The sequence below is a fragment of the Mycobacterium kansasii ATCC 12478 genome, from assembly GCF_000157895.3.
GTDB lineage: Bacteria > Actinomycetota > Actinomycetes > Mycobacteriales > Mycobacteriaceae > Mycobacterium > Mycobacterium kansasii.
Genome location: NC_022663.1, coordinates 3,129,056 through 3,150,037 on the forward strand (window position 1 = coordinate 3,129,056; position 20,982 = coordinate 3,150,037).

The 20,982-nt window shown below is 66.7% G+C and carries 24 protein-coding genes and 1 pseudogene; 18 read left to right on the forward strand and 7 right to left on the reverse strand.

Annotated elements, in window-relative coordinates; translation table 11 throughout:
• Positions 1-97 precede the first annotated feature (97 nt).
• From MKAN_RS13650 to MKAN_RS32005, 3 genes and pseudogenes are all read left to right on the forward strand, one after another.
• Entirely contained in the window at positions 98-1,486 is a 1,389-nt protein-coding gene (locus tag MKAN_RS13650; RefSeq protein ID WP_099185024.1) for a septum formation family protein, read from the forward strand.
• Between the two features lie 3 nt (positions 1,487-1,489).
• Positions 1,490-1,909, forward strand: a pseudogene (locus MKAN_RS13655) (metallopeptidase family protein).
• Positions 1,906-2,121, forward strand: coding sequence for a hypothetical protein (locus MKAN_RS32005; protein ID WP_080674073.1), 216 nt, complete (start codon positions 1,906-1,908; stop codon positions 2,119-2,121). The pseudogene MKAN_RS13655 and the gene MKAN_RS32005 overlap by 4 nt, the downstream one beginning before the upstream one ends.
• Here MKAN_RS32005 and MKAN_RS13660 read toward each other — a convergent pair.
• Both MKAN_RS13660 and pheA read right to left on the reverse strand, forming a co-directional pair.
• A complete protein-coding gene (locus tag MKAN_RS13660; RefSeq protein ID WP_023368888.1) occupies positions 2,098-2,796 on the reverse strand; it encodes a histidine phosphatase family protein in 699 nt (232 codons plus the stop codon). The genes MKAN_RS32005 and MKAN_RS13660 overlap by 24 nt on opposite strands.
• Positions 2,793-3,749: a prephenate dehydratase gene (gene pheA, locus MKAN_RS13665; protein WP_023368889.1), complete on the reverse strand. Its 957-nt coding sequence runs from the start codon at positions 3,747-3,749 to the stop codon at positions 2,793-2,795. Before pheA ends, MKAN_RS13660 begins: the two co-directional genes overlap by 4 nt.
• Before the next feature lie 89 nt (positions 3,750-3,838).
• On the opposite strand from pheA, the gene MKAN_RS13670 reads away from it, so the two are divergent.
• From MKAN_RS13670 to MKAN_RS13680, 3 genes are all read left to right on the forward strand, one after another.
• The gene (locus tag MKAN_RS13670; RefSeq protein WP_023368890.1) at positions 3,839-4,645 is read left to right on the forward strand and encodes a DUF2470 domain-containing protein; all 807 of its coding nucleotides are present in this window, start codon (positions 3,839-3,841) and stop codon (positions 4,643-4,645) included.
• Between the two features lie 52 nt (positions 4,646-4,697).
• Positions 4,698-5,936, forward strand: a complete 1,239-nt coding sequence (locus MKAN_RS13675; RefSeq protein ID WP_036395110.1) for an LCP family protein — start codon at positions 4,698-4,700, stop codon at positions 5,934-5,936.
• Between the two features lie 201 nt (positions 5,937-6,137).
• Positions 6,138-6,683 carry a ferritin gene (locus MKAN_RS13680; protein ID WP_023368892.1) on the forward strand — a complete coding sequence of 182 codons (546 nt, stop codon included), beginning with the start codon at positions 6,138-6,140 and terminating at the stop codon, positions 6,681-6,683.
• On the opposite strand, the gene MKAN_RS13685 is transcribed toward MKAN_RS13680, so the two are convergent.
• Together MKAN_RS13685 and MKAN_RS13690 are read right to left on the reverse strand one after the other, a co-directional pair.
• Positions 6,680-7,504, reverse strand: a complete 825-nt coding sequence (locus MKAN_RS13685) for a glycerophosphodiester phosphodiesterase (RefSeq protein WP_036395233.1) — start codon at positions 7,502-7,504, stop codon at positions 6,680-6,682. The two genes, MKAN_RS13680 and MKAN_RS13685, sit on opposite strands and share 4 nt — an antisense overlap.
• A gap of 5 nt (positions 7,505-7,509) precedes the next feature.
• Positions 7,510-8,556, reverse strand: a complete 1,047-nt coding sequence (locus MKAN_RS13690; protein ID WP_023368894.1) for a DUF4328 domain-containing protein — start codon at positions 8,554-8,556, stop codon at positions 7,510-7,512.
• A gap of 619 nt (positions 8,557-9,175) precedes the next feature.
• Between MKAN_RS13690 and MKAN_RS31155 the strand changes: the two genes are divergently transcribed.
• The 9 genes from MKAN_RS31155 (at position 9,176) to rraA (ending at position 14,887) form a co-directional block, all read left to right on the forward strand.
• Positions 9,176-9,331 carry a hypothetical protein gene (locus MKAN_RS31155; protein WP_023368895.1) on the forward strand — a complete coding sequence of 52 codons (156 nt, stop codon included), beginning with the start codon at positions 9,176-9,178 and terminating at the stop codon, positions 9,329-9,331.
• A 189-nt stretch (positions 9,332-9,520) separates the two neighbouring features.
• Positions 9,521-10,144, forward strand: a complete 624-nt coding sequence (locus MKAN_RS13695; RefSeq protein WP_023368896.1) for a superoxide dismutase — start codon at positions 9,521-9,523, stop codon at positions 10,142-10,144.
• 224 nt (positions 10,145-10,368) lie between these two features.
• Positions 10,369-10,902, forward strand: coding sequence for a hypothetical protein (locus tag MKAN_RS13700; RefSeq protein ID WP_023368897.1), 534 nt, complete (start codon positions 10,369-10,371; stop codon positions 10,900-10,902).
• Positions 10,903-11,154: 252 nt separating this feature from the next.
• A complete protein-coding gene (locus MKAN_RS13705) occupies positions 11,155-11,850 on the forward strand; it encodes a TMEM165/GDT1 family protein (RefSeq protein ID WP_023368898.1) in 696 nt (231 codons plus the stop codon).
• A gap of 471 nt (positions 11,851-12,321) precedes the next feature.
• Complete coding sequence (locus MKAN_RS13710) at positions 12,322-12,720, forward strand: hypothetical protein (RefSeq protein WP_036395231.1); 399 nt, start codon at positions 12,322-12,324, stop codon at positions 12,718-12,720.
• A 111-nt stretch (positions 12,721-12,831) separates the two neighbouring features.
• Positions 12,832-13,488 (forward strand): DUF6474 family protein, encoded by a 657-nt coding sequence (locus MKAN_RS13715; RefSeq protein WP_023368900.1) that lies wholly within the window; start codon positions 12,832-12,834, stop codon positions 13,486-13,488.
• A 15-nt stretch (positions 13,489-13,503) separates the two neighbouring features.
• The gene (locus MKAN_RS32745; protein WP_023368901.1) at positions 13,504-13,848 is read left to right on the forward strand and encodes a hypothetical protein; all 345 of its coding nucleotides are present in this window, start codon (positions 13,504-13,506) and stop codon (positions 13,846-13,848) included.
• Between the two features lie 123 nt (positions 13,849-13,971).
• Entirely contained in the window at positions 13,972-14,400 is a 429-nt protein-coding gene (locus tag MKAN_RS32585) for an Rv3852 family protein (protein ID WP_036395106.1), read from the forward strand.
• Between the two features lie 4 nt (positions 14,401-14,404).
• Positions 14,405-14,887 carry a ribonuclease E activity regulator RraA gene (gene rraA, locus MKAN_RS13730; RefSeq protein WP_023368903.1) on the forward strand — a complete coding sequence of 161 codons (483 nt, stop codon included), beginning with the start codon at positions 14,405-14,407 and terminating at the stop codon, positions 14,885-14,887.
• 4 nt (positions 14,888-14,891) lie between these two features.
• On the opposite strand, the gene MKAN_RS13735 is transcribed toward rraA, so the two are convergent.
• Positions 14,892-16,361: a flavin-containing monooxygenase gene (locus MKAN_RS13735; protein ID WP_023368904.1), complete on the reverse strand. Its 1,470-nt coding sequence runs from the start codon at positions 16,359-16,361 to the stop codon at positions 14,892-14,894.
• 76 nt (positions 16,362-16,437) lie between these two features.
• Between MKAN_RS13735 and MKAN_RS13740 the strand changes: the two genes are divergently transcribed.
• The gene (locus MKAN_RS13740; RefSeq protein ID WP_023368905.1) at positions 16,438-17,085 is read left to right on the forward strand and encodes a TetR/AcrR family transcriptional regulator; all 648 of its coding nucleotides are present in this window, start codon (positions 16,438-16,440) and stop codon (positions 17,083-17,085) included.
• Positions 17,086-17,233: 148 nt separating this feature from the next.
• Positions 17,234-18,436, forward strand: coding sequence for a DNA polymerase IV (dinB, locus tag MKAN_RS13745; RefSeq protein WP_023368906.1), 1,203 nt, complete (start codon positions 17,234-17,236; stop codon positions 18,434-18,436).
• On the opposite strand, the gene MKAN_RS13750 is transcribed toward dinB, so the two are convergent.
• Together MKAN_RS13750 and MKAN_RS13755 are read right to left on the reverse strand one after the other, a co-directional pair.
• Positions 18,425-19,432, reverse strand: coding sequence for a PHP domain-containing protein (locus tag MKAN_RS13750; protein WP_023368907.1), 1,008 nt, complete (start codon positions 19,430-19,432; stop codon positions 18,425-18,427). The genes dinB and MKAN_RS13750 overlap by 12 nt on opposite strands.
• Complete coding sequence (locus MKAN_RS13755) at positions 19,433-19,864, reverse strand: hypothetical protein (RefSeq protein ID WP_023368908.1); 432 nt, start codon at positions 19,862-19,864, stop codon at positions 19,433-19,435.
• Between the two features lie 51 nt (positions 19,865-19,915).
• On the opposite strand from MKAN_RS13755, the gene MKAN_RS13760 reads away from it, so the two are divergent.
• Positions 19,916-20,779: an LLM class F420-dependent oxidoreductase gene (locus tag MKAN_RS13760; protein WP_023368909.1), complete on the forward strand. Its 864-nt coding sequence runs from the start codon at positions 19,916-19,918 to the stop codon at positions 20,777-20,779.
• Positions 20,780-20,982: the final 203 nt, after the last annotated feature.

Genomic DNA, 20,982 nt, shown 5'->3' on the forward strand with positions numbered 1-20,982 from the left:
GCACAGCCCGATGGCGCCAGCTGTCCGGGCATCGGCTCTGGTCTCACATCAGCAACATTGGTCACCCGACTGGGTTGGCCCTGTCAGAATGGAACGGATGTTGGACGCGCCCGAGAAGCAACCGCCACCAGACAGCGAAGCTGAAAGCTCACCGCACGGCGAAGCCGCCCCGGCCCAAGCGGAGCCGCCGGGGGCGGGCTTTCGCTGGCCCCGTGCTCTGCAGGCGTCCGCGACCCGGCGGGCGCTGCTGCTCACCGCTCTGGGTGCCCTGTTGATCGCCGGGCTGGTCACCGCGATTCCCGCGGTGACCACCGGTCCCGGGCGCCTTGCCGGCTACATCGACAACAATCCGGTGCCCAGCACCGGCGCCAAGAACAACGCCGCCTTCAATCGAGCCATCGGCGGCGACTGCCTGACCTGGCCCGACGCCATGCCGGAGGCCGCGACCATCGTCAGCTGCTCCGACGACCACCGGTTCGAAGTGGCCGAGTCCATCGACATGCGGACCTTCCCCGGTTCGGAGTACGGGCCCAACGCCGCTCCCCCGTCGCCGGCACGCATCCAGCAAATCAGCCAGGAGCAGTGCGAGGCCGCGGTACGCCGCTACCTCGGCACCAAGTTCGATCCGAACAGCAAGTTCACCATCAGCATGCTGTGGTCCGGTGACCGGGCCTGGCGACAAGCCGGCGAGCGCCGCATGTTGTGCGGCCTGCAGCTGCCCGGCCCCAACAATCAGCAGGCCCTGTTCAAAGGCAAGGTTGCCGATCTCGACCAGTCCAAGGTCTGGCCGGCCGGCACCTGCCTGGCCATCGACTCGAACACCAACCAACCGGTCGATGTTCCGGTCGATTGCACGGCCCCGCACGCGATGGAGGTGACCGGCACGGTCAACCTCGCCGAGAAGTTCCCGAACGCGCTGCCCGCCGAACCCGAGCAGGACGCGTATATCAAGGACAACTGCACCCGGATGACGGACGCCTACCTGGCGCCCGTCAAGTTGCGGACCACCACGTTGACGCTGATCTACCCGACGCTGTCGCTGTCCAGTTGGTCGGCGGGGAGCCGTGAGGTCGCGTGCAGCATCGGTGCGACGCTGGGCAACGGGGGCTGGGCCACGTTGGTGAACAGCGCCAAGGGACCGCTGCTGATCAACGGCCAGCCCCCGATACCGCCGCCCGACATTCCCGAGGAGCGACTCACCCTGCCGCCGATCCCGGTGCAGGTGCCGGCCCCACAACCCGCGGCTCCGGTCCAGGAGATCCCGGTCACGCCGCCGGGCAACCAGCACCTGCCCAATCAACAGCCGGTGGTGACACCGTCTCGCGCGCCGGCAGCTCCGGCCACCACCCAAGCACCCGCCGCGCCGGCCACCACCCAGGCACCCGCTGCCCCGGCTACCCAGCCCCCGCCGGCCGAGGGCGGGGCGCCGCCGGGGGCCCCGGCACCGGAAGCCCCCGCACCCGCCGAGCCCGCGCCGGAAGGTTAGCCCGTGGCGGTGCGGATGGACCCGCAGCGGTTCGACGAACTGGTTTCCGACGCACTCGACCTCATCCCGTCCGAACTGGCAGCCGCGATGGACAACGTGGTCATCTTGGTCGCCGACCGCCACCCCGACGACCACGACCTGCTGGGCTTGTACGAGGGGGTCGCGCTGACCGAGCGCGACTCCGATTACGCCGGAGCACTGCCGGACGCGATCACCATCTACCGCGACGCCCTGTTGGATGTCTGCGAATCCGCCGACGAAGTCGTCGACCAGGTGGCGATCACGGTGATCCACGAGATCGCCCACCACTTCGGCATCGACGATGCCCGGCTGGACGAACTGGGGTGGGGCTGACCGAACCCGGCCGGTGACGGGCGCGGCATCCCGGATTTGTCCGGCCCTGGTGCTAAGAACGCTTCATGAGCACAGTCTGTCGCGACTGCCGGACAGGCGTCTATCACTGCCACGGCACGATCATTCGTCATGCTCTGGGCCGGACCGAATGCACCGAAACCGACTGCGACGGGCCCGAGATATCGGTGCACACGTTCGTCATCGACTGCGACGCGGTCGGCTGCCGATGCGCTGACGCACCTAACGGAGAGGCCGGATCACCCCATCGGGTCAGTGCTTGACGTCACCGCGTCGATCACCGGCGTGGGCGGGCCTTGGGTGAGGTCGGGGTAGAACGGCGGCTTGAGGGTTCCCCACTGCACACAGCTCCAGCGCCCGTCGGTGATCGGGGCCAGCACCACGCATTCGGCATTGCCCAAATGGTTGTCGAGCACGAAGGTGCCGTCGACTCCGGCCAGCACCGCCGACGTCAGCCGGATTGCCGCGCCATGGCTGACGACCACGATGTCACCGTCCCAGGTGGCGTCGTCCAGGTAGCGCATCCGTAGTTCGGTGAGCACCGGCACGTAACGGTCCAAGACGTCTTCGCCGGACTCACCACCGGGCAGCGGCACATGCAGTTCACCGCGATGCCAACGGTCGTAGATGGCGTTGAATTCGGCGACGGCCTCGTCGTCGTTGCGATTCTCCAGCTCCCCCACCTGGACCTCGTGGATGCCGTCGAGCCGCAGCGGCGACAAGTCCAGCGCGGCGGCAATCACCTCGGCCGTTTCCGACGCACGGACCGCTACCGAGTGCGCAAGCAAGACCGGCCGGGCAGGGCCGCCGAGCGCGAACCCGCGGGCTTGTTCGCGTCCCAGGGGCGTCAACGCCGTGCCCGGTGGCCGAGTGTCGAGCCGGCGCTCGACGTTGCCGTGGGACTGGCCATGCCGCAGCAGCACCAGACGACCGCTCATCGCCCCGGCTCCCGGCCCTCGTCCGGCTGGCCCTCCCGGAGCCGAGCCAGCCAGATCGATGCATCGTCGAGTGGCGGCGGCTGCATGCCGACCGCCTGTCCCGTCGGCCAGGAACCCAGGTATCGCACATCAGCACAACGACGGTGCAACGCCTTGAGTGCCTCGGCGACGGCATCGTCGTCGATATGGCCGACGCAGTCCACGAAGAACACGTAGGTGCCCAATTCGGTGCGGGTGGGCCGGGATTCGATCCGGGTGAGGTCGATGCCGCGCATGCCGAACTCGGTCAGCGCCTCCACCAGTGCGCCGGGCACGTTGTCGATCCGCAACACCGCCGAGGTGCGATCGGCTCCCGTGCGCGCCGGCGGTCGGGCCGGCCGGCCGATCAACACAAAACGGGTCCGGGCGCTGGATTCGTCGACGACACCGTCGGCCAGCGGCGCCAACTCCCAGTGGGCGGCCGCCAGCGGCGACGTCACGGCCGCGTCGACTCGGCCATCGGCCACCTGACGGGCCGCGTCGGCATTCGAATACGCCGGGCACATCTCGACGCCGGGCAGATGCGCGCGGAGCCATTGCCGTACCTGTGCCGCCGCCACCGGAAAAGCGGCCAGCGTACGTACCTCGGCGGCACTGCGGCCGGGCCGCACGACGATGCTGAAGGCCACGTCGAGGGTGGTCTCGGCGAACACCTGCAGGGGCGAACCGATGGCCAGGCTGTCCAAAGTCGGCGCCAGCGACCCGTCGATCGAGTTCTCGATGGGCACGCAGGCGAAATCCGCCGTGCCGTTCCGGACAGCATCCAGCGCGGCGGGCGTGCTTTCGACCGGCAGCCGCTGCGCCAAGTCCGTTAGCTCCGCTTCCCGGCCGGGTATCAGCCCGGCGGCCGTTATCTGCAGCAGCGCCGCCTCGGTGAACGTCCCTTCCGGACCGAGGTAGGCGATGCAGACCACGCTGACAACACTAGTGGCGCATCGGGTCCTTGCGACGAACGAGGCAAGTGACTTAAGTTAGCCTTACCTAATCTCAAGGAGTCGCCGCGATGTTTCCGATCACCAGCCCGACGCCCACGACCGCCGAGCGTATTCGCACTATTTGCGCGCGGGCCGGCGCGGGCCTGCTGGCGGTAGAGCCCGACCAACCGATAGCCGCGCCGCTGCACCACTTGATGTCCGACGGTTCCTTCGCCGTGGCGATTCCCGCTGACCGCGCCGCCGGGGCCGGTTACGGGCCCGGCTGCGGATCTCAGGCCCTGCTCGAGCTCACCGACTACGCCCCGCTGCCGGTCCGGGAGCCGGTCCGATCGCTGGTGTGGATCCGCGGCCGCCTTCAGCGGGTCCCATGGGGAGCGGTTAGCTCGGTGCTGGACACGATCGCCACCGAGAACCCACACCCGGCCCTGCTACAGGTCGAGACTCCCCGATCCGGACCCGCCCTCCGGCAGCAGAACCGGTACGCATTGCTGCGGCTGGAGACCGAATCGGTGGTCGTGACCGATACCACCGGAGCCTCGCCAGTCAGTGTCGCGGACCTGCTGACCGCCCTGCCGGATCCGTTCTGCGAGATCGAATCCACGTTGCTGTGGCACCTGGCGACCGTCCATGGCGACGTCGTCGCCCGATTGGTCTCCCGACTGCCGGCCCAATGGCGGCGCGGACCGATCCGTCCCCTCGGCCTCGACCGGTACGGTGTGCAATTTCGGGTCGAGGACGACGACGGCGACCGTGACGTCCGGCTGCCGTTCCATCGCCCGGTGGACGACATGAACGGGCTCGCGCAGGCCATCCGGGTGTTGATGGGATGCCCCTTCGTCAACGGCTTGCGCGCCCGGCGGCGCCGCGCTTCGTAGCACGCCGTCGCGGCCGGCTGCATTGCCGGGTCCGGCCACGTACGTTGTCCAGGTGAACGGCGATCGATCACCGGAGCCCGGAAGACCCCGAAGACCGACGCATCAACGGCCGGGGCAGCCGGAGCCGTCACAGGTCATCCGTCGTGAAAACCCGCCACCGCGGCAACCGGGCAGACCCCGGCCCGAACCCGAACTCGCACCAGCGACGACTGACCCCCCGCCATCCCCGACAGTCCGGCCAGTCCGGCTCAGACGTCAGCGCGGTCCCGCCGCGTCGACGCGGCCCCCGCGGCCGGTAGCGCCGAAGGCGCGCCGCAACCGGGTCAGGCGGCGCTGGGGCAGGATCGTGGCATTCAGTGTGCTGGTCGTTCTGTTACTGGCCGGGGCGGGCATCCTCGGTGGCGCGCTGTGGCTGGACACGTCGCTGCGGCGCGAGCCGGTGTTCAGCGACTACACCGACCGACCGGCAGGCGGCCGCGGCACGAACTGGCTGCTCGTCGGTTCCGACAGCCGCCAGGACCTCACCGCCGAGCAACAGCAGAACCTCGCCACCGGCGGCGACATCGGCACCGGGCGCACCGACACCATCCTGCTGGTGCACGTGCCGGAGTTCGGGTCGAGCATCCCGACGACATTGGTGTCGATACCGCGCGACTCCTCGGTGCCGATACCCGGTCACGGTCGCGACAAGATCAACGCCGCGTTCGTGACGGGTGGCGCGCCCTTACTGGTGCTGACGGTTGAACAGGCCACCGGCTTGCGCGTCGACCATTACGCCGAGGTTGGGTTCGGCGGCTTCGTCGAACTGGTCGACGCGCTGGGCGGGGTCAGCGTGTGCCTGAGCGACCCGATCCGCGATCCATTGGCCGGTGTCGACCTGCCGGCCGGCTGTCAACACCTGGACGGCCGACGGGCGTTGGGTTACGTCCGGTCCCGCGCGACACCGCGGGCCGATCTGGACCGCATGCTCAACCAACGCCAGTTCATGGCAGCGCTGCTGCACCGCGCCGCCAGCCCCGCGGTATGGCTCAACCCATGGCGTTGGTACGCGGTGCCGCACGCAGCCGCCGGGGCGCTGACCGTCGACCAGGACACCCATGTCTTCGACCTGGCCCGCCTGGGATGGGCGCTGCACGGACACACCACCGCGCTGACGGTTCCGATCGGCGAGTTCACCGACAGCGACGTCGGCTCGGTGGTGGTATGGAATCACGACGCGGCCCGGGAATTGTTCGATGCGCTCGCTGCGGATGCTCCGGTGCCGGCTTCCGCGATCGAAGGGCAACCATAGCGACTTCACGAGGACTCGAGAGATGTCGCGCATAGTTCGTGCGACGGCCACCCGCAATAACGGCTGCCGGGATTATTTTTGTTAGGCAAACCTGGCCTGATAAAGGGCGTTATTGACGGCCTCGGAGCACTTAGGAAACGCTTTCCTCACTAAGTGATGCCTTCGTTGCGGACCGGGCTCTACCTGCATTAACCTAGCCTCATGACTGACTACGACGGACACAAGACGAAATTCCATGCGTTAATGCAGGAGCAAATCTTCAACGAATTCACCACCGCGCAGCAATATATTGCGATCGCGGTCTATTTCGACAGCGAGGACTTGCCGCAATTGGCGAAGCATTTCTATGGCCAGGCCGTCGAAGAGCGCAATCACGCGATGATGCTGGTGCAACACCTGCTCGAGCGCGGCCTTCGCGTCGAAATACCGGGCGTCGACACCGTCCGAAACCAGTTCGACAAACCGCGTGACGCGCTGGCGCTGGCGCTCGACCAGGAGCGTGCCGTCACCGACCAGGTCAGCCGGCTGGCGGCGGTGGCCCGCGACGAGGGCGACTTCCTCGGCGAGCAGTTCATGCAGTGGTTCCTGCAGGAACAGGTTGAAGAGATGTCGCTGATGTCCACCCTGCTGCGGATTGCCGACCGGGCCGGATCCAACCTGTTCGAGCTCGAGAACTTCGTCGCCCGCGAGGTGGGCCGGGCGCCATCCGCCTCGGGCGCCCCGCGCGCCGCCGGCGGTAGCCTCTAGCCGCCGGCCTGGCCGGCGCGCCCCTGCTGTAGCCAGGCCTTCGTGCGGGCGGGGTGGTGAGTGGCCATCCACGCCACCCCGACCTCACGGCAGAATTCGACGTCGTCGTATTCGTCGACGTTCCAGCAGTAAACCGCCCGTCCCTGGGCGGCCGCACGGTCGACGAGTTGCGGGTAGTCCTTCAACGCCGGCAGCGACGGTCCCACCGCGGTCGCCCCGACGGCGGTGGCCGCGCTGCTGGCGAGGTACCGTCCAGTCCTGCCGAGCAACACCGTCGGCAACAGCGGCGCGACCCGCCGGATCCGCCAGACCGCCGCGGCCGAGAACGACATCACGACGGCGCGCGACCGGTCGGCGGAGGCGGGCGCGGCGATGCCGAAGCGGTGCAGAAGTGCCAGCACCTTGTTTTCGACCAGCGAACCGTATCGGACCGGGTGCTTGGTCTCGATGAAGATCTTCACGGGCCGGTTCCAGTCCAGTACCAGCGCAACCAGCGCGTCCAGGGTCAGCAGGCTGGTGTCACCGTGGGTGCCGTCCGGACGCCAGCTTTCGTGCCAGGCGCCGTATTCCAGCTCGCGTAGCTCGGCCAATGTCATCGTGCTGACCAGCCCGACTCCGGTCGAGGTCCGGTCCAGGCGCCGGTCGTGCACACAGACGAGGTGGCCGTCACGGGTTAGCCGCACGTCACATTCCACGCCGTCGGCCCCCTCCTTGAGCGCCAGGTCGTACGCGGCCAGCGTGTGTTCCGGTCGAGCAGCGGACGCGCCGCGGTGGGCAACCACAAACGGGTGCCCGGCGATCACCTCGTCGGCCCAGGTCATGCCCATTATGCTGCCGGTTCTTGCCCTTGCAGCTCAACTGCACCGGCAGCTGCCGGGGCGGGTTGCGGGGGTGGGCCATCCGGGCGCACCACCAGCCACCGGTGCGCCGGCCGTTCGACCGGTTTGCGCTCGAACCCTTCGAACACCCTCCCGGCAGCGGCCACGGCGGCTGCCGCCAACGCGTAGGCAACGACCGTCATGACCGTGTTGTTGGCGATACCCTGGGCGTCGCCGGCAAAGCTGGTAGCGATGGCGAACAGCGATACCGCGTTGCTGACCGCCCAGGTGATCCACCACACCACGATGGGCCGGCGCAGCCGCTGGTAGTGGTCTTCGACCACCGCCAGTTCGATGACGTACACCGGCGCCCAGAACACGTTGGCCAACGGCAGCAGACAGCCGGCCCATAACTGCCGCGACGAGCGGTGCTCGGGCAGGCCATGATGCCCGAAGGCGGCGGCCCGACGAGCGATCAGCCAGCGAATCAGCACGACGAAACAGCCGATCATCGCGACGAGCGCGGCAATGCTGGCCAGCACCCCCAGCCACAGCGCGGCGCCAGCCACCAGGGAGTTCAGCAATAGGCTGCGGTTGACGATGAGCAGCACGTATCGCACCGAATAGACCAGTGCGGCGATGCCGAGCACCACGATCGTGGCGAACAGCACGGACCGCACCGTCGGTGCGGCCGGCCCGGACTTTTCCGGTATCAGCGCGGGCGAAGGTGCGGTCGAAGGGAGTCGGTCCGCCAGACCCCAACGCGGCATCACGGCATAGCGCGGCGTGGGCCCGCGGAATCGTCTCCAGCTCCGCGGTGGCGGCGGGGCGCCCGGGCGTACCGCGATCCATCGAAACCCGGGTGGGAGCCGCGCCGGGATGCGCTGCATGAGGTGAGGTGCCGGCTGAGAGCCCACCGGCGAACGCCACCGCGGGTCACCCGCCGACGGGTCGGCCAGCGGCGCCATCAGGGTTCCCCGGCAACGTGGACACCACGCCCGCTGACGATCGCGGACGTTCCACCGAGTGCCGCATTGGGAGCACACCTGGATCACCGGACCAGCCTAATAGCCTGCCGACACCACGGCACAGCACGGCGTCAAACCCGGACCGGGGAAGCACCTTCCGTCTCCGGGACAGAGCGGGACCGCGGCGGGCCGGGCCCTCGACGGGGCAGTCTGCGCGACCCTGGACGGAACCTGGACAGAACCTGGACAGCTACTATGGCCCGGCCGCGACCTATCCACAGTTTCCACAGCTTTATCCACAGCCGGCGGTCCATCCCGATGCCGCCTCTATCGGCCCGGTTCGCGTCGAACTGTGGATAACCTGGCGCTCCCGGGACGTGTCGATCGACAGCCCTGCGGCATCACGAGCGAAGTTCGGGGCTCCGTCGGGCGAAGCACCGCCGTCGTCCGGTTCCGCGACTTGCCGGCACTGCGGTGACGAACCGTCAGAGGTTGTCCGGCCCGACTCACCCACGGGCCGCGGGCAGCCGTTTCGACGGCCCGCAGGAGCGGTCAAGCCCTCACATCGCCGTCACACGGCGGCACCGCCGGGGCTGCTCGTCGCGGAATTTTTCAACCTGTGCACCAGGCGTTATGATCTCCGACGCGATGTTCATTGTGACTCACCTCACTGAGGCGGGATGACCATGCAGGTGGAAGGCGTTTGATGGCGACACACTCCTACGGTCCGGGGTCGACGCCACCGTCGAAATCGCGCCCGGGCTCGCCCGCCTGGAACCACGCGTATGTCATCGCCGCCCTTCGTGCCGGACTGATCGCGCTCGCGCTGCTCGCGGTGCTGGTCCTCCTGGTTGTGTATTAAGTTCCCGCCTCCCGGGTATGCCCTGAGTAATTCAAGGAACTGCTCGAGCCGTTCCGGATGATGGGGGCTGTTCTTGCGGCACGCGCGGTCATGCAGCAGGGTTGACATGCAGCAGGGTTGACTACGTCAGCCCGCCGCGTGGCGGAACCCACGCGAATGACGTGTCAGACGATTGAAGGAGGGAACGCCGTGGCCGAATACGCTTTGCCCGATCTGGATTGGGACTACGGGGCGCTGGAACCACACATCTCGGGTCAGATCAACGAACTTCACCACAGTAAGCACCACGCCACCTACGTCAAGGGCGCCAACGATGCGGTCGCCAAACTCGAAGAGGCGCGCGCCAAGGAAGACCACTCGGCGATCTTGCTGAACGAGAAGAACTTGGCCTTCAACCTCGCCGGCCACGTCAACCACACGATCTGGTGGAAGAACCTTTCTCCCAACGGAGGCGACAAGCCGACCGGCGAACTCGCCGCGGCCATCGACGAGGCGTTCGGGTCCTTCGACAAGTTTCGTGCCCAATTCCACGCCGCCGCCACCACGGTGCAGGGGTCGGGCTGGGCGGCGCTGGGCTGGGACACTCTCGGCAACAAGCTGCTGATATTCCAGGTCTACGACCACCAGACGAACTTTCCACTCGGAATCATTCCGTTACTGCTGCTCGACATGTGGGAACACGCTTTCTACCTCCAGTACAAGAATGTCAAGGTCGACTTCGCCAAAGCATTCTGGAATGTCGTGAACTGGGCCGACGTGCAGGCGCGCTACGAGGCGGCCACTTCGAAAACGCAGGGCCTGATCTTCGGCTGACTCCAGCATTTTCAGCGCCTGGGCGCCGCGCAGTATTGCGCGGCGCCCAGGTCTTTGGCCGGTTTCGATATCGCGACATCTCGATGACAACGCGAACGTGGCGAGGGGTTAGCCGTGTCGGGTTGCGCAGCGCCAAATCCCCGCGCATGCTTGATTATTGAAACTAGACGGTTGTTCGAGCTACCAGCGCGGTTATTTCGGATGGAGGCATCTCGGAGGGCGGCATGAATGCTGGGTCAGATAGACCGATAGGGGTTGCTCCCTTTCATTCTCGTGGTGCCCTGAAAGGGTTTGTCATCTCTGGACGCTGGCCTGATTCGACCAAAGAATGGGCGCAGCTGCTGATGGTCGCCGTCCGGGTCGCGTCGTGGCCCGGACTGCTTTCCACGACAACCGTATTCGGTGCCCGCGAAGAATTGCCCGACGAACCCGCGCCCGGAACCGTAGGTCTGGTGCTGGCCGAGGGCACGGTGTTCGGCGAATCCGCCATCCGACCCGGATATTTCGCCGATCATCAGCCCCCGGCATTGCTGATGTTGCATCCGCCCTCGGAAACCACGCCGTCGCTGCCGGAATGCACCGGCGCGGCGTCGGGCTGTGTCCTGCTGCCCGGGTTGCCGCATCTGGGTCTGGAGCACCGGGCCGCCTGGGTGGAAGCCGAAGCGGACGGCACCATCACGTCAATGGTGAGTCGTGTCGGCGTCGACCCGATCAGCCATCCCGACACCGCAATCCTGGCGATGCTGCTTGCCGCATAAGCCAATTCGAAACCATAGTTTCGGGCCGCGAATCCGAGAATGCGACTGGCCGAACTCCGTCGTCGCCCTGGCGCACCCGGAAACCGGCCGCTAACCTGGGGTTCGTTAGCGAAGGGGAGTAGCCCCGAATCGTCGGGTCGACATACTGGTGAAAACCCGGCCGGCGAACCGTCGAGCAGACGGTGGGCGAGACCTTCGACCGATGTTCGATGACCGTTGCGTCATCGACCACGTGTCGAAAGGTCGTCCCACATGCTCGCAGCCACACTTTTAAGTCTCGGGGTGGTTTTCGTCGCCGAACTCGGCGACAGATCCCAACTCGTCACCATGACCTATGCGCTGCGGTTCCGCTGGTGGGTGGTGATTGCCGGCGTGGCGATCGCGTCTTTCACGGTGCATGGGGTCTCGGTGGCGATCGGCCACTTCCTGGGCGCCACGCTCCCGGCGCGGCCGATAGCTTTCGCGGGCGCGATCGCGTTCCTGCTTTTCGCGGTGTGGGCCTGGCGAGAAGGCGCGGCCGGTGACGACAAGCCCGCGAACCCGCCCCACCCACGGTTCGCGCTGCTCACCGTGGTGTCATCGTTCGTGCTGGCCGAACTCAGCGACAAGACGACGCTGGCGACGGTGACCCTGGCCAGCGATCACGACTGGGTCGGTGTGTGGGTCGGCTCCACCCTGGGCATGATCTTGGCCGACGGCCTGGCGATCGGTGCGGGACTACTGCTGCACCAGCGGCTCCCCGAGCAGCTGCTGCATGTTCTGGCCGGCCTGTTGTTCCTGCTGTTCGGCTTGTGGATGCTGTTCGACGGCGCATTCGGGTGGCGCTCGGTCGCCATCGGCGTGACGGCGGCGGTGGCGATCGTCGCGGCGGCCGGGGTTACGGCGCAAACTCTTCGGCGCCGCCGCAATGCCTCCGCGCTGGCCACGAGGTCCGCCCAGCCCGGTTGAGCCTTTGCTGAACGGCACCTCCCGGACCTCATACGGTTCGGCGATGCCGACGACCGCTTGCGGGCAGCCCCGGTGGACCGGCGGCGACGCCGCCGGTGTGTGCCCCGCCCCGCGATGGACATCGACAGCAAAGGAGCGGCCGAGCACTGCGCCGTTAGGTGTTGGTTGCCCGACATTGAATGCAATCACCTGTCGAGGTGCCCGTACACCTCTCCCGGACGACCGGCCCGATGGCTCGCCGAGCGCCCCCATGCGATGTATTCTGCGGATAGCCTGTGAAATCCGTTCATTCTGTGGACACCTGACCGAATCGGTTGGACCCTCGTCGGGGGCATCCTGATCGCGCCTCCAACACGCCCACACGCAATCCGCTCAGGTTTGCACTTGGTTGTGGACATAACTGTCGCTACCATGATCAGCAAATAAAGATAGGTAATCGTTCGATCTTGCAGACCGGTGGAGGTCATATCGATGAGCACGACGTTCGCTGCCCGCCTGAACCGTCTGTTCGACACGGTGTATCCACCCGGACGCGGGCCGCACACCTCCGCGGAGGTGATCGCCGCGCTCAAGGCGGAGGGCATCACGATGTCGGCTCCCTACCTGTCCCAGCTACGCTCGGGCAACCGCACCAACCCGTCGTCGGCGACTATGGCCGCCCTTGCCAACTTCTTCCGCATCCGGGCGGCCTACTTCACCGACGACGACTACTACGCGAAAATCGACAAGGAATTGCAGTGGCTGGCCGCGATGCGGGACGACGGCGTGCGCCGCATCGCGGAGCGCTCCCATGGATTGTCGGCGCAGGCGCAGCAAGAGATCGTCGACCGAATCGACGAACTGCGCCGCGCGGAACGGCTCGACGCGTAACAGCCGGCTGCCACCGACCTGACGGGTTGCCCACGCCCGACGCGGATTAGGGTTGGCCCAACGATCGCGCACGCACCGCGAAAGTCCACGAGAACCGGGAGGCGGCCGGGAATGGGCCTGTTCCGCAAGCGAAAGAGTCGGGCGATCCGTCGCGCCGAAGCCCGCGCGATCAAGGCCCGCGCCAAGCTCGAGGCCAAGCTGTCGGCGAAAAACGCGGCGCGTCGCCTCAAGTACGAGCGCAAGGCGGCGGACAAGGCCCTCAAGGCCCAGCTCAAGGCGCAGCGGGACAGCGATCGTGCGGCACTGAAGGTCGCCGAGACCCAGCTCAAAGCGGCACGCGAGGGTAAGTTGCTGTCGCCCACCCGAATCCGCCGGACACTGACGGTGTCGCGGCTGTTGGCCCCGATATTGGCGCCGGTGATATACCGGGCCGCCATTGCCGTGCGCGGGCTGATCGACCAGCGTCGCGCCGACCAACTCGGGGTTCCACTGGCACAGGTTGGACAATTCTCCGGGCACGGCGCCCGGCTGTCGGCCAGGATCGCCGGGTCGGAGCAGTCGCTGCGGATGGTCCAGGAAAAGAAGCCGAAGGACGCGGAGACCAAACAATTCGTCGCGGCCATCACCGAACGGCTCGCCGAGCTCTCAGCGGCCATCACAGCCGCGGAGAACATGCCTGCGCAACGGCGCCGGGCCGCCCACACCGCGATCTCCTCACAGCTCGATGGCATCGAGGCCGACCTGATGGCCCGGCTGGGGCTGACCTGAAATGCGCCGGCGATCATGAAGCAGCTTCTCGGTGTCGCGTGGTCGGCCCTGCTGCTGGTCGCCCTGACGATCGCCGCGCCCCTGACCGTGGATGGCGCCAGCGGTGACCCCGTCCGCGCAGCCGCGGGCACGACCCGGGTGAGCCTGACCGGTATCCAGCATCCGGGCACCGGGTGGCCTACCGCCGAGCCGGAGATGGTCGGCCCGGCCGTGACCGGGCGGCCACACCGGCGCGACAGCTACCCGGTGACGGTAGCCCGGGACAACACCGACGCCGACATTCCTACCTGGCCTTTCGCGGTCGGCGCGATAGCCGCGGTGGCCGCCGGAGCACTGTGGGCGCTGCGGCGCCGCCCCTAGCCTGCCCACGAGCCCAGGTAGCCGAGATGGCGGCCTACCGGGTCCTGGCATGATGGGACCCGAGTGCTTCGCGACCCAATGAGCGACCCCAAGCAAACAGAGAAGCTGCAAAGGAGCGGCCGCATGGCAGACCCGCAGGATCGACCCGTCGGCGAACCCGACGGCACACCGAGGCCACCGGCCAAGAAGCAGCCCGCCAAGAAGGCCGCGAAAGCCCCCGCAAAGAAAACGCCCGCAAAGAAAACGCCGGCCAAAAAAGCGCCGGCCAAAAAAGCCCCCGCCAAGAAGGCGCCCGCCGGCAACCCGGAACCCGCGGCCGCCGCAATGGCCGCCCAGCCACCCGGTCTCGAGCAGCACGCGAAATCCAATGGCGAACTTGCCGCTGGCGCCAAAGATGCTGCAGCACAAGCGAAGTCAGCTGTCGACCGGGCTAATGACCCACTTTCCCGGGACCAGGAGCCGGCGTCGAACAACTTCACCGTTCCACTGCTGGTCGCCGTCGCGCTAAGCCTGCTGGCGATGCTGCTGGTCCGGCAGCTGCGCCGCCGCTAGGTCGATGCGCAACATGTCGTTTCGGCCGACGGCCGATCTGGTCGACGATATCGGTCCCGACGTGCGCAGCTGCGACCTCCAATTCCGCCAGTTCGGCGGGCGCGCGGAGTTCGCCGGGCCGATCAGCACGGTGCGCTGCTTTCAAGACAACGCCCTGCTGAAATCCGTGCTCTCTCAGCCGGGGGCCGGCGGCGTGCTGGTTATCGACGGCGCCGGCTCGTTACACACCGCACTGGTCGGCGACGTGATCGCCGAATTGGCCCGATCCAACGGCTGGGCGGGTCTGGTGGTACACGGCGCGGTACGCGATTCGGTCACACTGCGCGGCATCGACATCGGCATCAAGGCGCTGGGCACCAATCCCCGTAAGAGCACCAAGACCGGCGCCGGGGAACGCGACGTCGACGTCACCGTGGGTGGCGTGACATTCGTGCCGGGCGAAGTCCTCTACAGCGACGACGACGGCATTGTCGTCGTCGCTCCGTGAAAGCCTAAACCCGCACGGGCGCACGCTTTTTGGAGAAGCGCAGCCCTTCGTCGTCGATCTTGCCCCGCCTGATCAGATGGATGTCGCGCAGATAGTTCTGGTTGAGCCGCCACGGCTTTCGCGAGCCCTGCTTCGGCAGTTCGTCGATCGAGCGCAGCACGTAGCCGGGAGTGAACTCCATGAACGGCCGTTCCTCGACATCCGAACCCGGATGTTCGGCCATCACAGTGTCAAATCCATTGGCGTCCATGTAGTTCAGCACACGGCACACGAACTCCGACACCAGGTCGGCCTTCAGTGTCCACGAGGCATTGGTGTAGCCGACCGTGTACGCCATATTGGGAATCCCGGACAGCATCATGCCCTTGTAGGCCATCGTCTTGGTGAGATCCACCGGTTCTCCGTCGACGGAGGCGGTCGCCCCGCCGAAGAGTTGTAGGTTCAACCCCGTTGCGGTGACGATGATGTCGGCCGGAAGTTCACGTCCGGAATTCAGCCGGATTCCGGACGGGGTGAACCGATCGATGGTGTCGGTGACCACCTCGACCTTCCCGTGGCGAATGCCACGGAACAGGTCGCCGTTGGGCACCAGGCACAACCGCTGGTCCCACGGATTGTAGTGCGGGCCAAAGTGCTTGCGTACGTCATAACCTTCGGGCAGTTGGCGCGCAGCCAAGCCCATGAACATCTTCCGCATCCGCCGCGGCCACTTCTGGCAGGCCCCGTACACCGCCGCCTGGCGCAATACGTTCTTCCACCGAACCGCGAAGTAGGCCAGGTTTTCCGGCAGCCACCGGTTGAGCCTGTCGGCGATGCTGTCACTGTCCGGTTGGGAGACAATGTAGGTCGGCGAACGTTGCAGCATCGTGACGTGGTTGGCACCCGAATCCGCCAGTGCCGGAACGAGAGTGACGGCCGTGGCGCCACTTCCGATCACGACGATGTTCTTGCCCTCGTAGTCGAGGTCCTCGGGCCAGTGCTGCGGATGGATGATGGCACCGGCGAAGTCCGCCGCGCCGGGAAATTTCGGCGAATAGCCTTGTTCGTAGTTGTAATAGCCGCTGCACAGAAACAGGAACGAGCAGGTGAGCTGGCTGCGGGTGCCGTTGCTGTCGATGTTGACCGTCCAGCGGTTTTCGGCCGTCGACCAGTCGGCGCTGACGACTTTCTGGTTGAACCGGATGTGCTCGTCGATGCCGTACATGGCCGCGGTGCCCTTGACGTATTCGAGAATCGGCTTGCCGTCGGCAATGGCCTGACGCTCGGTCCAGGGGCGGAACCTGAAGCCCAGGGTGTGCATATCGGAATCGGAGCGAATGCCGGGATAGCGAAACAGGTCCCAGGTGCCGCCCATGGCGGACCGCTTTTCCAGGATGGCGTAGCTCTTGGTGGGGCAGCGGTCCTGCAGATGCCAGGCCGCGCTCACGCCGGAAATACCCGCCCCCACGACGACGACGTCAAGATGCTCGGTCATGGAACCACGCTATCAACGCGATGTTGAATGCGTCAACGTAGTGTCGAAACTATCGACACGCGGTAAGCTGCGGGTCGTGGCCACTTCCCCGACCGGTCAGGCGTCGCTGCATCGCGGCCGGCGCACCGCGCGGCCATCCGGAGACGATCGAGAACTGGCCATCCTGGTGACCGCTGAAAAGCTGCTGAAAGATCGTCCCCTGGCCGACATCTCGGTCGACGACCTGGCCAAGGGGGCAGGAATATCGCGGCCGACGTTCTACTTCTATTTCCCATCCAAGGAAGCGGTGCTGTTGACGCTGCTGGACCGTGTGGTCACCGAGGCCGACACCGCGCTGGAAAACCTGATCCAGGCCCCGGACGCCGACCGCGACACCATGTGGCGTACCGGGATCAACGTTTTCTTCGAGACATTCGGTTCGCATAAGGCGGTCACCCGGGCCGGTCAGGCCGCTCGGGCAACCAGCGCCGAGGTCCGGCACCTGTGGTCGACGTTCATGCAGAAGTGGATCTCCTACACCGCCGAGGTGATCGAGACCGAACGCGACCGCGGCGCCGCCCCGGTCACCGTGCCCGCCCTGGAACTGGCCACCGCGCTCAATCTGATGAACGAACGGACGCTATTCGCGTCCTTCGCCGCCGAACAGCCCTGCGTACCGGAGGCGCACGTGCTGGACACGCTGGTGCACATCTGGGTCAGCAGCATCTACGGCGAGGGGCATTAATCCCGGCGGTCAATCGTGGCGTAATCGGTTCCGGTTGTGATCGCGTGATGAATGCCGCGGCGGGTTCGACCCGAGGCAGGCCCGGCCACTCGACGCGGCCTGCGTGCCGGCCGCAGCACCTTCGGCTGTCATACCCGGCTGCGAGCATATGTTCGTGCGCTGTGAGGCTTCTATCCTGCACGCGGACCTGGATTCGTTCTACGCCTCCGTCGAGCAGCGTGACGACCCCGCATTGCGGGGCCGCCCGGTGATCGTCGGCGGCGGAGTCGTGCTGGCGGCCAGCTATGAGGCCAAGGCCTACGGTGTGCGCACCGCCATGGGTGGCGTTCAGGCGCGCCGGTTATGTCCACGTGCCGTGGTGGTGCCGCCGCGGATGAGCGCCTACACCCGGGCCAGCGAGGCGGTGTTCGCGGTGTTTCGGCATTGCACACCGGTGGTGGAACCGCTCTCGGTGGACGAGGCATTCCTCGATGTCGGCGGGCTGCGCCGGCTCTGCGGAACCCCGGTCGAGATCGCGGCACGGCTGCGCGCCGACGTACGCGATCAGGTCGGCCTGCCCATCACCGTCGGAGTGGCACGGACGAAGTTCCTCGCCAAGGTCGCCAGCCAGGAGGCCAAACCCGACGGATTGCTCCTGGTGCCGCCGGATCAGGAACTCGCATTTCTGCATCCGCTGCCGGTGCGCCGGTTGTGGGGCGTGGGCGCGGTGACCGCCGACAAACTGCACGCCCACGGCATTCATACGGTCGCCGACGTCGCCGAGCTCAGCGAGTCCACGCTGGCCTCGATGGTCGGCGACGCGATGGGCCGACAACTATATGCCTTGTCGCGCAATATCGACCGCCGCCGGGTGACCGTCGGCGTGCGGCGCCGCTCGGTGGGAGCCCAACGAGCGCTCGGACGAGCCGGCAGCAGCATGTCGCCCGCCGAGATTGACGCGGTGGTGGTCACCCTGGTCGACCGGATCACCGGCCGGATGCGCGCCGCCGGACGCACCGGCCGAACCGTGGTGTTGCGCCTGCGATTCGACGACTTCAGCCGCGCCACCCGGTCACACACGCTGCCGTGGGCGACTGCGTCGACGCAGCCGATCCTGGCCGCCGCCCGGCGGCTGGTCGCGGCGGCCGCGCCGGACATCGCCACGCGGGGACTGACCCTGGTCGGCTTCGCGGTCTCCGGTATCGACCGCAGCGGCGCCCAGCAGCTGATGCTGCCGTTTGACGGCGAGCCGCCGGACGTACTCGACCAGGCGGTGGACCAGATCCGGCGCCGCTTCGGCAAATCCGCGCTGACCCGCGCGGTGTTGATCGGCCGCGATCCGGGCGTGGAGATGCCGCGGCTACCGGACTGACACCCACTCCAGCAGCCGCTCGGCCGGCCAGGCGTTGATGACGCGGTCGACCGGAACACCGGCATCGAGGGCACGTTGCGCACCGTAGCCAAGGAAGTCCAGCTGGCCGGGCGCGTGGGCGTCGGTGTCGATGCTGAACAGGCAACCGATCTCCAGGGCGAGGTTGAGCAGGCGCGTCGGCGGGTCCCGACGCTCGGGGCGGGAGTTGATCTCTACCGCGGTGCCGTGGTCGCGGCAGGCGGTGAACACCGCCTCGGCGTCGAACTTCGATTCGGGCCGGATACCGCGGTTGCCGGAGACCAGCCGGCCCGTGCAGTGGCCCAATACGTCGACGTGGCCGTTGCAGACTGCGCGGACCATCCGCCGGGTCATCGCGGCCGCATCCATCGCCAGCTTCGAGTGCACGCTGGCCACCACGATGTCGAGCCGGTCCAGCAGCTCCGGCTCTTGGTCGAGGGTGCCGTCTTCCAGGATGTCGACCTCGATTCCGGTGAGGATGCGCATCGGGGCGAAGTTATCGCGCAGCTGGTCAATGACGTCGAGTTGCTTGCGCAATCGCTCCGGGGACAGGCCGTTGGCAATCGTCAGCCGCGGCGAATGGTCGGTCAGCGCACAGTATTCATGGCCCAGGTCGGCCGCAGTGGCCATCATCTCCTCGATCGGCACCGACCCGTCCGACCAGTTCGAATGCAGGTGCAAATCGCCCCGCAGCGCGGCGCGCACCGTTCCCCCACCGAGATCCTCAGCGGCAGAACGTAATTCGATGAGAAGGTCGGGTTCTCGGCCGGACCAGGCCTGGTCGATGACCTTGGCGGTTTTCGGCCCGATGCCCGGCAGCGACTGCCAGCTGTTGGCCTGACCGTGCCGCTCGAGCGCGGCGTCGTCCAGCTTCTCGATGAGGTCGGCGGCGTTGCGATACGCCATGACGCGCCTCGGGTCATGCCGGCTTCGGTCCTTGTAGTAGGCGATCTGGCGCAGCGCGGTTACCGGATCCATCTAACTCGACTGCCCCGCGATGAACCCGGCGAAAACCACTGCGAATCCGCCTATTTCGCCGAGAATGAGCAAGGTCATGCCCAGCCGGGTTCCCGGTGCCGGAGGATCGAATTGGTTTTCGGTGTCGCGCCGGGCCCCATGCCAGATGTAACTGCCGATCGCGGCGACGAAAAAGAACACCACCACCATCGCTGCCGTCAGGTTGAGCCACGCCGGCCAGGCGCTGAGCTCGACGAAGACCGCGATCAACAGCGTCGCAAACGCGTAGAGCAGCGCCGCCCGGTGAGCGATATCAACGTAAACATGCGCCCGGCGGTCATCGGAGACCATGATCTGCCGGTACTTCCACACCCCGAGAACAAGCGCCAGCAGGAAGATCAGTCCGGCCGCCAGCAGGGTGAGTTTGGTGTCGATTCCCGGGGCGTAGCACATCGTTGCCTTGAGTGTAGTTGCGCTTTCGGACGCTGGACTACCGTCGGCTTCATGCGATTCGCATTCAAGACCTCACCGCAAAACACCACGTGGGCACAGATGCTGGCGGTCTGGCAGGAAGCCGACGACATCGACGTCTACGAATCCGGCTGGACCTTCGATCACTTTTACCCGATCTTTTCCGACCCGAGCGGCCCGTGCCTGGAAGGCTGGACGACTCTGACCGCACTCGCGCAGGCCACCAGGAGGCTGCGGCTGGGCACCCTGGTCACCGGCATCCATTATCGGCACCCGGCGGTGCTGGCCAATATGGCCGCCGCCCTGGACATCATCTCCAACGGACGCCTCGAATTGGGCATCGGCGCCGGTTGGAACGAGGAAGAATCGGGCGCCTACGGTATCGAGCTGGGCACCATCAAAGAACGCTTCGACAGGTTCGAGGAAGCGTGCGCGGTCCTCACCGGCCTGCTCAGCCAGGAGACCACCAACTTCGACGGCAAGTACTACCAGCTCAAGGACGCCCGCAACGAACCCAAGGGTCCGCAGCGGCCGCACCCACCGATCTGTATCGGTGGCAGCGGAGAAAAACGGACACTGCGGATCACCGCTCGCTATGCCCAGCACTGGAACTTCGTCGGCGGTCCGCCCGAGGAGTTCGCCCGCAAGCGCGACGTGCTGGCCGCACATTGCGCCGACATCGGTCGCGATCCGGACGAGATCACGTGTTCGGCCCACCTGCGCTTGGACCCGGAACGCAACTACCAGCAGGTCGTCGACGCCGCGGCAGCACTGGCACCCGAAGGTCTAGACCTTGGAATCGTCTATATCGCCCCACCCCACGACCCCGCGGTCCTCCAGCCGCTGGCGGAGGCGATCCGGGAATCGGGGCTGCTTTCGCAATCCGGGCCCAGATAACAATTCGATATCGTTGAGCAAACTCGTTGCGCCCGAGCGGGGCAACCAGCTGGCGATCACATCGCGAAGCGGAGCAACTCTTCGGCGGTGACCAGACGCTCGTTCCTGGCGGGAAACTCGTGACTCTTTACCGGGTGACGAAACCACGACCAGGCGATTCGCCCCACCCGTGACCGGGGTACTGGGTTGCTACGCACAGCGAC